Source organism: Vitreimonas flagellata (assembly GCF_004634425.1).
Lineage (GTDB): Bacteria > Pseudomonadota > Alphaproteobacteria > Caulobacterales > Aquidulcibacteraceae > Vitreimonas > Vitreimonas flagellata.
The window spans coordinates 927,026-940,880 of sequence record NZ_SBJL01000002.1 but is presented as its reverse complement, the minus strand read 5'-3'; the positions used below and the strand labels follow the sequence as shown (position 1 = coordinate 940,880).

Annotated in this window: 13 protein-coding genes and 2 pseudogenes; 7 read left to right on the top strand and 8 right to left on the bottom strand. The window is 63.5% G+C overall.

The window, feature by feature from the left end:
- Positions 1-25 precede the first annotated feature (25 nt).
- The 6 genes and pseudogenes from EPJ54_RS12530 to EPJ54_RS12510 form a co-directional block, all read left to right on the top strand.
- Positions 26-1,174, top strand: coding sequence for a murein hydrolase activator EnvC family protein (locus EPJ54_RS12530; protein ID WP_135212044.1), 1,149 nt, complete (start codon positions 26-28; stop codon positions 1,172-1,174).
- A gap of 38 nt (positions 1,175-1,212) precedes the next feature.
- Complete coding sequence (locus EPJ54_RS12525; protein WP_135212043.1) at positions 1,213-2,532, top strand: S41 family peptidase; 1,320 nt, start codon at positions 1,213-1,215, stop codon at positions 2,530-2,532.
- An 80-nt stretch (positions 2,533-2,612) separates the two neighbouring features.
- A complete protein-coding gene (locus tag EPJ54_RS12520; protein WP_135212042.1) occupies positions 2,613-3,821 on the top strand; it encodes a divergent polysaccharide deacetylase family protein in 1,209 nt (402 codons plus the stop codon).
- Positions 3,818-4,318 (top strand): RNA pyrophosphohydrolase, encoded by a 501-nt coding sequence (locus EPJ54_RS12515; protein WP_135212041.1) that lies wholly within the window; start codon positions 3,818-3,820, stop codon positions 4,316-4,318. The genes EPJ54_RS12520 and EPJ54_RS12515 overlap by 4 nt, the downstream gene beginning before the upstream one ends.
- A 37-nt stretch (positions 4,319-4,355) precedes the next feature.
- A pseudogene (locus EPJ54_RS20425) lies at positions 4,356-4,461 on the top strand (alpha/beta hydrolase); the annotation flags it as partial.
- Positions 4,440-5,204, top strand: a pseudogene (locus EPJ54_RS12510) (alpha/beta hydrolase); the annotation flags it as partial. The pseudogenes EPJ54_RS20425 and EPJ54_RS12510, both read left to right, overlap by 22 nt.
- Here EPJ54_RS12510 and EPJ54_RS12505 read toward each other — a convergent pair.
- From EPJ54_RS12505 to EPJ54_RS12470, 8 genes are read right to left on the bottom strand one after another with little or no spacing between them, the layout of a single operon-like run.
- Positions 5,201-6,226 (bottom strand): metallophosphoesterase, encoded by a 1,026-nt coding sequence (locus EPJ54_RS12505; RefSeq protein ID WP_135212039.1) that lies wholly within the window; start codon positions 6,224-6,226, stop codon positions 5,201-5,203. The pseudogene EPJ54_RS12510 and the gene EPJ54_RS12505 overlap by 4 nt on opposite strands.
- A gap of 19 nt (positions 6,227-6,245) precedes the next feature.
- Positions 6,246-6,647 carry a F0F1 ATP synthase subunit epsilon gene (locus tag EPJ54_RS12500; protein WP_135212038.1) on the bottom strand — a complete coding sequence of 134 codons (402 nt, stop codon included), beginning with the start codon at positions 6,645-6,647 and terminating at the stop codon, positions 6,246-6,248.
- A 3-nt stretch (positions 6,648-6,650) separates the two neighbouring features.
- On the bottom strand, positions 6,651-6,899 hold the full coding sequence (locus EPJ54_RS12495; RefSeq protein ID WP_135212037.1) for a hypothetical protein: 249 nt from the start codon (positions 6,897-6,899) through the stop codon (positions 6,651-6,653).
- Positions 6,900-6,922: 23 nt separating this feature from the next.
- Positions 6,923-8,347, bottom strand: coding sequence for a F0F1 ATP synthase subunit beta (atpD, locus tag EPJ54_RS12490; protein ID WP_135212036.1), 1,425 nt, complete (start codon positions 8,345-8,347; stop codon positions 6,923-6,925).
- 51 nt (positions 8,348-8,398) lie between these two features.
- Positions 8,399-8,818 carry an organic hydroperoxide resistance protein gene (locus tag EPJ54_RS12485; RefSeq protein ID WP_135212035.1) on the bottom strand — a complete coding sequence of 140 codons (420 nt, stop codon included), beginning with the start codon at positions 8,816-8,818 and terminating at the stop codon, positions 8,399-8,401.
- A gap of 10 nt (positions 8,819-8,828) precedes the next feature.
- Positions 8,829-9,707 (bottom strand): F0F1 ATP synthase subunit gamma, encoded by an 879-nt coding sequence (locus EPJ54_RS12480; RefSeq protein WP_135212034.1) that lies wholly within the window; start codon positions 9,705-9,707, stop codon positions 8,829-8,831.
- A 9-nt stretch (positions 9,708-9,716) separates the two neighbouring features.
- The gene (gene atpA, locus EPJ54_RS12475; protein WP_135212033.1) at positions 9,717-11,252 is read right to left on the bottom strand and encodes a F0F1 ATP synthase subunit alpha; all 1,536 of its coding nucleotides are present in this window, start codon (positions 11,250-11,252) and stop codon (positions 9,717-9,719) included.
- 12 nt (positions 11,253-11,264) lie between these two features.
- Positions 11,265-11,825 (bottom strand): F0F1 ATP synthase subunit delta, encoded by a 561-nt coding sequence (locus EPJ54_RS12470; RefSeq protein ID WP_167755705.1) that lies wholly within the window; start codon positions 11,823-11,825, stop codon positions 11,265-11,267.
- A gap of 250 nt (positions 11,826-12,075) precedes the next feature.
- Between EPJ54_RS12470 and EPJ54_RS12465 the strand changes: the two genes are divergently transcribed.
- Positions 12,076-13,785 (top strand): MFS transporter, encoded by a 1,710-nt coding sequence (locus EPJ54_RS12465; RefSeq protein ID WP_135212031.1) that lies wholly within the window; start codon positions 12,076-12,078, stop codon positions 13,783-13,785.
- Positions 13,786-13,855: the final 70 nt, after the last annotated feature.

Genomic DNA, 13,855 nt, shown 5'->3' with positions numbered 1-13,855 from the left:
TCCCGGCTTATTGGTGGTGTGGATTATGGCTCGAGGCGCAGGACGCGCCCGCGCCCTCGTCGCATGTGCGTTTGCCGCGCTCGCGATGTGTCTAGGGAACGCGGACGCCCAAACCCGACGTACGGCCACGCAGGCCGAGCGCGAACGCCGCGCTGAAGTCGCGCGCGCTGAACGCTTGCGCACGGAAGCCAATGCGGCGCGACGCGACGTGCGCCAACTCGATGCGCGCTTGAGCGCCGCCAACCAACGCCGCCAAGAAGCCGAAATCGCCGCCGCCGAAGCGCAAGCGCGTCTCGATGCGCTGCATGCACAGATCAGCACCGACACCGTGCGTCGCCGCCATGCGCAGAGCGCGCTTGAATCCGCGATCATCGCCGCCGCCTTCGCCGAGCGCCGCGTTGAGCCGCGAGCCGTGCGCGCCGGCATTTTCGCACGCGCCGCCGCCCCTGGCTTTGCCCGCGTCGAACGCGCCTCCGCCACTTCGATCGCGGAAGCGCGTCGACTTGAAATCGCCATTGCCGAAGAGCAGGTCACGCTCGCCGCCGCACAAGAAGCGCTAGAAGCCGAGCGCACGCAGATCGCCAGCCTCATCACCCAACGCCGTGCGGCACAAACACAGCTTACGCGCGATGCCAGCGCCGCCGACCGGCGCGCACGCCAACTCGCCGCAGAAGCGCGGAACCTGCGTGAGCTCGCCCAGCGGGTGCAGCGGAGCACCGCGCGCACGGCCGCCGCGACACCCGCCCCCTCCGGCCCCTCTGTTGTTCCGGCCTCTTGGATGGCCCCAGCCGAAGGCCGCATTACGCGAAATTATGGCGCCCGCGACGCCGACGGCCTGGCGTCTCAAGGCGTCTTGGTGCGCACCGCCTCAGGCGCACGGGTCATCGCGCCCGCAAACGCTGAAATTGCCTACGCCGGAGTGTTCAGAAGCTACGGCCAAGTCTTGATCCTGAACGTAGACGGTGGTTACGCTCTGGTTCTCACCGGACTCGAAACCATCCAGGCCCGCGTGGGCGAAACTGTAGTGGCCGGCCAGACAATCGGACAAATGCCCAGTTCGGACACGACGGCGCCGGATTTGTATGTGGAAGTGCGGCGGGGCGGCCAACCGGTCGATCCTGGAAGATGGCTCGGTTCGCGGCTCGCCAGCGGATCGAGCGTTAGAGCTGGTTAACACCTTGCGGGCGATCAATATCGCCTTGGGGGATTGAGATGCGGATAGCGTGGATTGCAGCGCCCGTCGCCGGCATGGCGGCTCTCGTCGGCGCTCTGGCTTGGTCCGCGCCTGAAGAGCCTGGCCGTGGCGACATCTATCGCCAGCTTGAGCTCTTTGCCGATGTGCTGGCGCGCGTCGAGCAGGATTACGTCACCGAGATCAACGAAGAAGAGGCGATGGAAGCGGCCATCCAAGGCATGCTCGCCTCGCTCGATCCGCACTCCTCGTACATGAACGCCGCCGATTACCGCGAAATGCAAACGCAGACGCGCGGCGAATACGGCGGCCTCGGCATTGAAGTCACGTCGGAAGAAGGCGTCGTCCGCGTCGTCTCCCCGATCGACGGCACACCGGCCGCGCGCGCTGGCATTCAAGCGGGCGATTATCTCACTGCCATCGACGGCGAAAGCATTGTGGGCCTCACGCTGAACGACGCTGTGCGCCGCATGCGCGGCGAAGCCGGCTCATCGATCGTCGTCACGGTAGCACGCGAAGGCACCGATCCGTTCGACGTCACGCTACAACGTGAAATCATCAATGTGCGCGCTGTCACGGCGCGCGTTGAAGGCGGCGATGTCGGCGTGATCCGCATCTCGACCTTCAACGAACGCACCGGCGACATGCTGCAGGACGCGATCCGCACCGTGCGCCGCGACACCGGCGGACGCCTGCGCGGCGTCGTGGTCGATCTGCGCAACAATCCCGGCGGCCTGCTCGATCAAGCGATCGAAGTTTCGGACGCTTTCCTGGATGGCGGCGAAGTGGTCTCCACGCGTGGCCGTCAGCCAGAAGACGTGCAGCGCTACAATGCGCGCCGCGGCGACGACATGGCCGGCGTGCCGATCGTTGTGCTGATCAACGGCGCCAGCGCCTCCGCGGCGGAAATCGTTGCGGGCGCCCTGCAGGACCGCAACCGTGCGCTGATCGTCGGTACGGATTCGTTTGGCAAAGGCTCGGTGCAGACGGTGATCCCGCTGCAAGGCGGCCGCGACGGCGCGCTGCGCCTCACCACGGCGCGCTATTACACGCCGGCGGGTCGCTCGATCCAAGGCGCCGGCATCACGCCAGACATGGAAGTCGCGGCGCGTCGTATCGACGCCGAACAGATCGCGCGGCTGCAACGCCTCGGCGTTTCGGAAGCGGATTTGCCTAACGCGCTCGACAACGATTCGGGCGCGCAACGTCGCGCCGTGCACGTGCCGGAAGACATGCCGCCGGAAAACTGGGACGCCGACGAAGATTACCAGCTGAAGCGCGCGATGGATTTCCTGCGCCAAGGCACGGTCGCGGAACGTCTGCGCCAACGCGCCGGCTAAAAGTTAACACTTAAGACTCAAGCGTTTCTGGCCGTTCGACCTAGTGACGCGCGCGGCGAATTCATGGATGTTTCGGACCCATGATTCGCCCGCGAACGAGCGCTCCTGGCCTTGCGCGGAAACCCGCGCCAAAGGCCAAACCCGGCGCACCGCAAGTCAATCACCGCTTTCTCGCGATCGGCGTGGCTGCGCTGCTCGCGCTCAGCGCGTTTGGCGCGATTCAAATATTCGGCGATCCAAATGCAGCTGGCCCGCGCCGCGTCGTGGCGCTCGCGCCAAGCGACGCCGCCGCGAACGCGCCGACGGTGAGCTTCTCGGATGCGGCGATCGATGAGAATGGCCAAGACTACGAGTTGTTCGATCTGAGCGAGCTGCCCGACGCGAGCGTTGGCGCTGAGATCGGCGAGATCGGGTCCGACGGGCAATTGCGCGTTTCTGTTGTTGAATCTTCGGAAGCGCCGCATCGCCCCGCCGCATCGCCGCTGCCGCGCGCACCGATCGCGGGCATGACCGAGCCTGGCCCGAATGGCGTGTTGCCGATTATCGCATCGAACGGGCGCACGCCTGCGCAAGCCTATGCGCGGCCGTTCACGCCTGTGCAGGGCCGACCGATGATTGCGGTCGTGATCGGCGGCTTGGGCTTCAACGCGCGCGCCACCACGCAAGCGATCGATGAATTGCCAGCGGAAATCACACTCTCCTTCGTGCCGTACGCCAACGACCTGCAAGGCTGGATCGATCGCGCGCGTGCACGCGGCCACGAAGTGCTGATCGAACTGCCGATGGAGCCATTCGATCCGGACGCGGACGACACTGGTCCGCAAACATTGCTCGCGGGCGCATCCGCGCAACAGAACACGCAACGGCTCGAACAATTGCTCTCGCGCGCGTCCGGCTATTTCGGCGTAACGAATTACCAAGGCGCGCGCTTTGCGACATCAGCGCAGGCCTCTGCGCCGGTTGTACAACAATTGCGCCGCCGCGGGCTTGTGTTTCTCTCCAGCGGCATCGGCCAACGCACGGCGTTGAGCGTCGAGGCGCAGCGCGCAGGCCTGCCGAGCACAGCGGCGGACCGCATCATTGACGCGCGGCGCGAGGCCGATGCGATCGATGATCAATTGCTCAATTTGGAGGCGTTGGCGCTGCAAAATCAGAGCGCGGTCGGCGCCGGTTTTGCCTATCCTGTGACCATGGAACAGGTCGGTCGCTGGGCGCGTGACGTCGAAACACGCGGATACGAATTGGCGCCAGCATCGGCCGTGCTCAATGCACGCGCCGCGCGCCGATGACAGAAGCTCGCGACCCCAAAAAATTCCGCCCCAATGTTGGCCTTGCGCTGTTTCATCGCGACGGGCTTGTGTTCTTGGGCAAACGCGCTGGCGCCGAAGGCCCCTATCAGTGGCAGATGCCGCAAGGCGGCGTGGATCGCGGTGAGACCACGCTTGAAGCGGCGTATCGCGAACTTGAAGAAGAGATTGGCGTAACGGCAGCGCACGTCGATCTGCTCGAAGAAACGGCAGATTGGTATTATTACGAATTCCCCATCGACGTGCGCACAAAAATGAGGCCACGCGGTCGTTACCTCGGTCAACGGCAGAAGTGGTTCGCGTTCCGCTTCAAAGGCCGCGACGCAGACATTAAACTCGACACACACACGCCGGAATTCAGCGATTGGCGTTGGGCTGCGCTAGAGACGGCGCCCGGCTTAGTGATACCGTTTAAGCGCCCCACGTACGAGATCGTGGCGCAGCGGTTCAAGAAGTACAGCGTGGGGGATTCCAAATGATGTTTTGCCCGATGGGCGCCGCTTGGGCCGCCCGCGCATGAAGACCAATTCTGTCGTGACGCCCGTCGTGTTTGTGCACGGCGCGTTCTGCGGCGGCTGGGCGTTTGACGCGTTTCGCGAGCCGTTCGAAGCGGCGGGATTCGAAACGCACGCACCCAACCTTCCGCATCACGAGCGCGGCGCCGATCTCGAGCAACTCGCGCAAGCGGGGCTGAAAGAATATTCGAAGTCGATCGTGCATTATCTGCATGGCTTGCGCGCGCCGCCGGTGTTGGTTGGCCACTCACTGGGTGGCCTCGTCTCGCAAATGGCGGCGATGCATGCACCCGTCGCTGGTCTCGTGTTGCTTGCGCCAAGCGCGCCCTGGGGCGTGATGCCGACCACTCTGGAAGAGCACGGTAGCCAGTTTGGTTTGTCATTGTTGGGAGATTATTGGCGCAGGCCGATCCCGCCGGATTATCGCGTGGCGCGCAACGCAACGCTCGATCGTTTGGAGCGCGACGATGCGCGCCGCGTATTCGCGCGCTTTGTGCCGGAGAGCGGACGCGCCATCCGCGAAGCCGTGCAATGGTGGTCCGATCATTCGATGGCGGCGCAAGCGCCGGTCTATCGGATCGCAGCGCCTGTGCTCGGGTTGGCCGGCGGGCGCGATCGCGTGAACCCATCAAGCACGGTGCGTCGCTTGATCTCGCGCTTCCCTGGATCGCAAGCGCACTTCCACGAATTCCCCGAGATGAGCCATTGGCTCGTCGGCGAACCCGAAGCGCCCGAAGTCGCCGCCATGACGCTGCAATGGCTGACCGCGCGCGGCATTGGGCCAAAGCCGGTGAAAGCCAAGCGCAAGCAACTTTCTCTGTTCGGATTTGGCGACGGCGCGGGCGCTTAGCTACGTTGAACAAGCGGCGGCTCAGTACCAGACGCACCGCTTCGTATCGTGATCATCACAATCTCTGGCGGCGTCAGGAAGCGCACGGGCAGCGTGCTCGTGCCGATGCCGCCCGTCGTGTAGAGCCTGCGGCCATTTTCTTCGACCAGATGACATTCATACGCGCGATTGCGCACAACGCTGGCGGGACGACCAATGAACGGGATCGTCACCTGCCCGCAATGCGAATGGCCGGCCAGCATCAGTGCGGGGCCGTCCGGCATGTCGGCGAAGCTATCCGGGTTGTGACCAATGATGATCGTGTCGATGTTTGCCGGCGCGCCATCGAGTGCAGCAGCGAAATCAGGATCACCAGTCCACGCATCGGCAATGCCCGCGACAACAATCGCGCCGCCGCTGCGACGAATGACGATGTGCCTGTTCCAGAGCGCCGCGACGCCAGCATCCTGCAACGCGGTCGTGACCGCGCCACGGCCATACCAGGAATCGTGATTGCCGATCGCGGCAACCGCACCGTAACGCGCATTGAGCGCGCCGAACGTGGCGATACCGCCCAGGATTTCTTGGTTCTCAGCGGGCGTGCGCTCCGCTTCCGGCGCGTGCCCGTTCACAAAATCGCCGAGCATGACGACGAGCTCCGGCCGCAGCTCATTCAGACGCTGCACGATGCGCCCCATGCGCGCTGCGTCCACATGCGGGCCGCCGACATGCACGTCACTGATCGCGGCAATCGTCAGCGGCGCGCCGCGCCAATCATCGCTGACGATCTCGACATGGCGCACGACCAGCGTGTTCGGCTCAATGAACCACGCATAGATGTTGACCCAATACCCGATCTCGACAACAGCGATCGCGGCGAAGGCGAGCCAGCGCGTGCGCGGCGAGAGCGTGCGCCAACGGCGCACGAGCCAGATCGTCGTCCAGGCGATGAACGCAAAGCCAAGCACCGCGCCAATCAGCGCAGGCATGAGTTGAGGATGCAGCATCGCTGCAAACTTGGCGCGGCCGGCGCGTACCGGCAAGCGCAGCTTTGATGCAGTTTTAGTGCAGCGCGGCCTTCAGCGCTTCGAGACGGGCCACGGCGCGCTCGGCCGCTTCGCGCTTGGAATCGCTCCCGAGCGAGTCACGCAAATCGTCGTGCGCGTTCTTGAGCTGTTGCTCGACTTCAGCGCTATCGACGTCGTCGAGATCAATCGCCTCCTCGGCCAAAACGGTGAGGCCGTCTGGCGTCACGTCGGCGAAGCCGCCGTTGACGAAGATACGACGCTCCGACCCGCCATCCATCACCCGCAGCGCGCCCGGCTTGATCACGCTCATCACCGGCGCGTGGTTCGGCAGCACGCCAAACTCGCCTTCCGAGCCCGGCACCACGACTTGATCGACATCGCCGTGAAAAAGCTCACGCTCCGGCGAGACGAGGGCGAAGTTCAGCTTCTCAGCCATAGCTTAGAACCAACCTTTTTTCTTCTTCTCCGGCTCCGGCGCAGGTGTTGGCGGAGCGGGCTGTTGCGCGACCGCTTGCGGCGCGGGCGCGGCGTGTTGCGCCGGAGCCTGCCGTGCAAGTGGTTGCGCTTGTTTGGGCGTCAGCGAGGTCAACTCTTTGCCATCCGGCCCAGTGATCTGGAACGTGTTGGCGGGTGAGCTCTGCACGCCCGGCGGCAACGGTCCGAGCCAGTTCGCAAAGAAATTCTGCACTGAACCAACTCCTCGCTCTGCCGTTAGGCCGCTTCAGCCGCCAGGCGTTGCGCTTTCGCGATCGCTTCCTCGATCGAGCCGACCATGTAGAAGGCCGGTTCTGGGAGGTGATCGTAATCGCCGTTCACCAGACCCTTGAAGCCACGGATCGTGTCCTTCAGATCGCAGAGCACGCCCGGCGAGCCGGTGAAGGCTTCGGCGACGTGGAACGGCTGCGACAGGAAGCGCTCGATCTTACGCGCGCGGGCGACGACGAGTTTGTCGTCCTCCGAGAGTTCATCCATGCCGAGAATGGCGATGATGTCCTGCAGCGACTTATACTTCTGCAGCGTCTCTTGGACCTGACGCGCCACTTGGTAATGCTCTTCACCGACGACGTTCGGATCGAGAATACGCGACGTGGAGTCGAGCGGGTCGACGGCCGGATAGATGCCCTTCGCGGCGATGTCGCGCGAGAGAACGGTGGTGGCGTCCAAGTGAGCGAACGATGCGGCAGGCGCCGGGTCGGTCAAGTCGTCGGCCGGAACGTAGATGGCTTGCACCGAGGTGATCGAACCCTTCGTGGTCGACGTGATGCGCTCTTGCATGGCGCCCATTTCGGTCGCCAGCGTCGGCTGATAGCCGACCGCCGAAGGAATACGGCCGAGCAACGCCGACACTTCCGAGCCGGCTTGCGTGAAGCGGAACACGTTGTCGACGAAGAACAGAATATCCTTGCCCTGATCGCGGAAGTGCTCAGCGATCGTCAGACCCGAAAGCGCAACGCGGGCGCGCGCACCCGGCGGTTCGTTCATCTGGCCGAACACGAGCGCGCAACGCGAGCCTTGACCGCCGCCGTGCTTGTTCACGCCGGACTCGATCATCTCGTGATAGAGGTCGTTGCCTTCGCGCGTGCGCTCGCCGACGCCGGCGAACACTGAATAGCCGCCGTAGGCCTTCGCGATGTTGTTGATCAGCTCTTGGATGAGCACGGTCTTGCCGACGCCCGCGCCGCCGAACAGACCGATCTTGCCGCCCTTCGAATACGGGCAGAGCAAATCGACGACCTTGATGCCGGTGACGAGGATTTCCGGCAGCGGCTTTTGATCGACGAATTCCGGCGCCGGTTGGTGGATCGCGCGCGTCGCGGTGTTGTTGACCGGGCCCGCTTCGTCGATCGGCTCGCCGATGACGTTGAGAATGCGGCCCAGCGTTTCTTCACCGACCGGCACCGAGATCGGCGCACCGGTATCCGTCACGGCTTGGCCGCGCACGAGGCCGTCCGTCGCGTCCATCGCGATGGTGCGGACAGTGTTTTCGCCGAGATGGGTCGCCACTTCGAGCACGAGGCGATTGCCGTTATTCGTGGTTTCGAGCGCGTTGTAGATGTTCGGGAGCGCGCCATCGAATTCGACGTCGACAACGGCGCCGATCACCTGGACTACGCGACCTTTTCCTTGCTGTGCCATTTCTCTTCCTCGGTCAGTTCGTGTGCGGCGGCGTACGCCGCGAAATCTGGGTTAGCCCTCGACGATCAACTCGACGGGGATGTTGTTCCGGGTGGCCTTCGAATACGGGCAAACTTGGTGCGCCGCTTCGATGAGTTCCTGCACTTGCGCGCGATCCATATCGGGGATCGCCAGCGTGAGCTTTGCGGAGAGGCCCAAACCGCCTTCTTCGCGGCCGATGCCGACTTCGCATTTCACGACGGCCTTCGAGGCGTCGATCTTCTTTTGCGTCGCGACAAACAGCACGGCGCTGTTGAAGCAATTCGACCAGCCGAGCGCGAAAAGCTGCTCCGGGTTCGTGCCCTCGCCCGAACCACCGAGGCCCTTGGAATGCTCGGTGTGAATCCAGAGGCCGCCCTCTGCGAGCGCAATCTTGCCGCCTGCGCGACCGCCCTTGGAAATCGCTGTCGTCGTGAAGAGTGCGTCTGCCATGGTCGCCTCCTTACAAAGCTTCGGCGCCGGAGATGATTTCGATCAGCTCCTTGGTGATGTTGGCTTGGCGCTGGCGGTTGTAGCGCAGCGACAACTTCTTGATCATGTCGCCGGCGTTGCGCGTGGCGTTGTCCATCGCGCTCATCTGCGCGCCGAAGAAGCCAGCTTGGTTTTCCAACAGCGCCTGCAGGATTTGGCCGTTCATGTAGCGCGGCAGCAGAGCTTCGAGGATTTCGCCTTCGCCCGGCTCGTACTCGTACGCGGCGCCCTTCAGGTCCGGCGGGTTCACGCCTTCCGGCGCTTTCGCCGGGATCAGTTGCAGCGCCGTCGGCACTTGGCTGATCACGGACTTGAAGCGCGAGAAGAAGATGGTCGCGACGTCGAACTCGCCAGCGGCATAGAGTTCGTTGATCTTGTCGCCAACGATCTGCGCGGCGTCGCTCGAAATGTTGCGGAAGCCCGAGAGATCGATGTAGCCAATGATCTTATCGCCATAGAGACGGCGCAGCTGATCACGGCCCTTCTTGCCGACGGCGAGGATCTTCACAGTCTTGCCCGACGCGATCAGCTCGCTAATGCGTTCGCGCGCAGCGCGGACGATTTGCGTGTTGAAGCCGCCGCACAGGCCACGCTCGCTCGTCATCACGACAACGAGTTGCACTTGATCCTTGCCGGTGCCGCGCAACAGCGCCGGAGCGTCATCGCCCTTCACCGCTGCAGCGAGGTTGGCGATCACGCGCGCCATGCGGTCAGCGTACGGACGCGCGGCTTCCGCCGACGCTTGCGCGCGCTTCAGCTTGGCGGCCGCCACCATCTGCATCGCCTTCGTGATCTTCTGCGTGGATTTCACGCTGGCGATCCGATTGCGGAACTCTTTTAAGCTCGGCATTGCGATCCCTTAGGCGAACGAAGCCGTGAATTCTTCGAGGCCGGCCTTGAGCTTGTCCTCAATGCCGTCCTTGCCGATGTCCTTCTTATCGACGATCGCTTTGAGCACGTCGGCCTTCTTGGCGCGGAACCAAGACACCAATTCTTGCTCGTAACGGCCGACATCGCTGACCGCGACCTTGTCGAGATAACCGCGCGTGCCGGCGTAGATCAGCAGGATTTGCTCTTCAACCGGCACCGGCGAGAATTGCGGTTGCTTCAGCAATTCCGTCAGGCGCGCGCCGCGGTTCAGCAAGCGTTGCGTGGCGGCGTCGAGGTCCGAACCGAACTTCGCGAACGCGGCCATTTCACGATATTGCGCGAGCTCGCCCTTCAGCGGGCCGGCGACTTGCTTCATCGCCTTGATCTGGGCGTTGCCGCCGACGCGCGACACCGAGATACCGACGTTGAGCGCCGGACGGATGCCTTGGAAGAAAAGATCGGTTTCCAAGAAGATCTGGCCGTCCGTAATCGAGATCACGTTGGTCGGAATGTAAGCCGAGACGTCGTTGGCTTGCGTTTCGATGATCGGCAGCGCCGTCAGCGAACCCGACTTGTTGTCTTCGTTCAGCTTCGCCGCGCGCTCGAGCAAACGGGAGTGCAGATAGAAGACGTCGCCCGGATAGGCTTCGCGGCCCGGCGGGCGGCGCAGCAGCAGCGACATTTGACGATACGCGACGGCCTGCTTCGACAAGTCATCATAGATGATGAGCGCGTGCATGCCATTGTCGCGGAAATATTCGCCCATCGCGCAGCCGGCCATCGGCGCAAGATATTGCAGCGGCGCCGGCTCCGACGCAGTCGCGGCGACAACGATCGAATACTTCAGCGCGCCCTTGTCTTCGAGCGTCTTCACGAGCTGCGCCACCGTCGAGCGCTTTTGACCGATGACGACGTAGATGCAGTAGAGCTTTTCGCTCTCCGGCGCGTTCCGGTCGTGCGCTTCGCGTTGATAGAGGATGGTGTCGAGCGCCACGGCGGTCTTGCCGGTTTGGCGGTCGCCGATGATCAATTCGCGTTGGCCCCGGCCGATCGGGATCAGCGCGTCGATCGCCTTGATACCCGTCTGCATCGGCTCATGCACCGACTTACGCGGAATGATGCCCGGCGCCTTCACGTCGACCGTGCGGCGCTCGGTGGCGACGATCGGGCCCTTGCCATCGATCGGTTCGCCCAAGGGGTTCACGACACGACCGAGCAAACCTTTGCCCACAGGCACGTCGACGATTTCGCCGAGGCGCTTAACAGTGTCGCCTTCCTTCAGGCTGCGGTCTTCGCCGAAGATAACGACGCCTACATTGTCGCGCTCAAGGTTGAGCGCCATGCCTTTGATGCCACCCGGGAATTCGACCATTTCGCCGGCCTGAACGCTTTCGAGGCCATAGACACGGGCGATACCGTCGCCGACCGAAAGCACGCGACCGACTTCAGCCACCTGCGCTTCGGAGCCGAAGCCCTTGATCTGTTCCTTGAGGATTGCGGAAATTTCTGCGGCGCGGACGTCCATCTATGTAACCCCTCAGGCGGATTTCAGTGCGAGACGCAGCGCGTCCAGCTTGGATTTTACGGAAGCATCGAACTGGCGGGAGCCGGCGCGAACGACAAAGCCGCCGATGAGGCTTTCGTCTACGGACGTTTCGGCTTCCACCTTGGCGCCCAGCTTCTTGCTGAGCGCGTCAACGATGGCGGTCTTCTCCGCGTCAGCCAGGGGCTTGGCGGAAATGATTTCGATTTGGCGGGCGCCGCGCTCACGGGTGACCAGCTTGCGGTAGGTCGCGGCGATGGCCGGCAGCTCGGCGGCGCGACGATTCTTGGCGATCGTGCCGACGGCTTTTTGGCCGAGATCGGAGAGGCCGAGCTTGGCGGCCACGGCGACCAACGCCTTGGCCTTTGCATCGGGATCGATCAGAGGCGAACGAGCGGTCGCGCGCAGATCCGCACTCTCAGCCCAAGCCGCTGAAAACTTAGCAAAATCCTGTTCCACAGCTTCGAGCGCCTTGGCCTCCTTCGCCAAGTCGAACACGGCTTGCGCATAGCGCCCTGCCGCCTCGGAAGCTACGCCGTCGAACCCTTCGGCCACGTCTGTCTCGCTGGTTCCGCCGCTGGCTCCTCGCACCGCTGCGCTTCGTGCGCGGCGATCGCGAAAATCCGGCGGCTTGGATGACGCCACTGGGGAAAAATCCCCAAACGCACATAGCCCGCAACGCAACGCGCGCGGCTCCATGTGACGCGCGCGCGACGTACCACGCTCCGTTCGGGCTTGACAACGGGGCCCAAGCCCCCCCGATCAGCGACAAAAGAGCCGCATGGCTCCAGGGGGAAACGCACACATGACCGACGCGCCGGCAGCAACGCCCAGTACCGAAGAAGTCTCGCCCGCCAAGCTGCGCCAGGTGGTCGCGGCGTCCGCCGCAGGCACCGTGTTCGAGTGGTACGACTTCTTTGTCTATGGCGCGCTCGCCTCGGTGATGAGCACGCACTTCTTTGCGGGCCTGCCGGATGCTCAAGCCTTTGTTTTCACGCTGCTGACGTTCGCAGTCGGCTTCATCGTGCGCCCGATTGGGGCGCTGGTGTTCGGCAAGATCGGGGACTCGACGGGCCGCAAAGGCGCGTTCCTCATCACTATTACTATTATGGGCCTCGCCACGTTCGCGATCGGCCTCCTGCCCACGGCCGAGACGATCGGCATTTGGGCGCCGATCCTGTTGGTGACCTGCCGGGTCGCGCAAGGATTCGCGCTGGGCGGCGAATATGGCGGCGCCGCGATCTACGTCGCCGAGCACGCGCCGAACGGCCGTCGCGGCGGCGCCACGGGTTGGATTCAGACGTCAGCGTCGGTCGGCCTGATTGGCGCGCTCGCTGTCGTTCTCATTGTCCGCGCCATCATGGGCGAAGAGGCCTTCCGCGAATGGGGTTGGCGTATCCCCTTCCTGATCTCGATCGGTTTGCTGGCGATTTCGGTTTGGATTCGCATGCAGCTCGAAGAGAGCCCGGCGTTTCAAAAGCTGAAGGACGAAGGCGCGATTTCGAAGCGCGCGTACGCCGAAAGCTTCTTCGAATGGCGCAATCTCAAGATCGTGATCATCGCGCTATTCGGCGTGATGATGGCGCAAGGCGTCGTCTGGTACACGGCGCACTTCTATTCGCAATTCTACCTTGAGCGCATCCTCCGCATCGACAGCCAGACCGTGAACCTGATCATGATCTCGGTCGTGATCGTGTCGGCGCCGCTCTACATGCTGTTCGCGCGCCTCTCGGATAAGGTCGGGCGCAAGCCGGTGATGCTATTCGGCATGTTGCTGATGCTGGCGCTTTACTTCCCCGGCTTCCATTTCATCACGCAAGCGGGCAATCCCGCGCTCGACGCCGCGTCGCGCAATACGCCCGTCGTTGTGATCGCTGACCCGGCCGATTGCACATTCCAGCTCGATCTTACCGGCGGCGCGCAGCAATTCTCCACTTCGTGCGACATCGCCAAAGGCGCGTTGGCGAGCGCCGGTGTCAGCTACACGACACAGGACGGCCCTCCAGGGGAGCTCGCGCGCATCCGCATCGGCGATGCGATCGAAGTAGAGAGCGTAAGTGCGGCGGGCCAATCCTTGTCGGAAATCCGCGCCACGCGCACGGCCTTCAGTGAGCAATTGCGCGGCGTGCTGAGCGAAGCCGGTTATCCAGCAGCCGCCGCCGGCCCGATGCAGAATTGGAGCGTGGCCGAGATTGTCCGCGTGTTCACCGAGAAATGGGGTGTCATCGCCGTGATGATCCTCTTCATCGTCGCCGCAACCGCGCTTTACGGCCCGCAAGCAGCAGCGCTCGTCGAACTCTTCCCCACCCGCATTCGCTACACGGCGATGAGTTTCCCCTATCACGTGGGCACGGGCTGGTTCGGCGGCTTGCTGCCGGCGATCGTGTTCGCGATCAACACGGCGACAGGCTCGATCTATTCGGGCTTATGGTTTCCAGCCATCGCCACGGCGATTGCGGCGCTGGTGACATTCTTCTTCTGGCCAGAGACGAAGGATCGCGACATCCATGCGTAAATGCGCGCGCTGCATGGTTTTCACGCATTCACCAGACTTCTGAACAGAAGCTTAAACCTGCTCGTGTAGG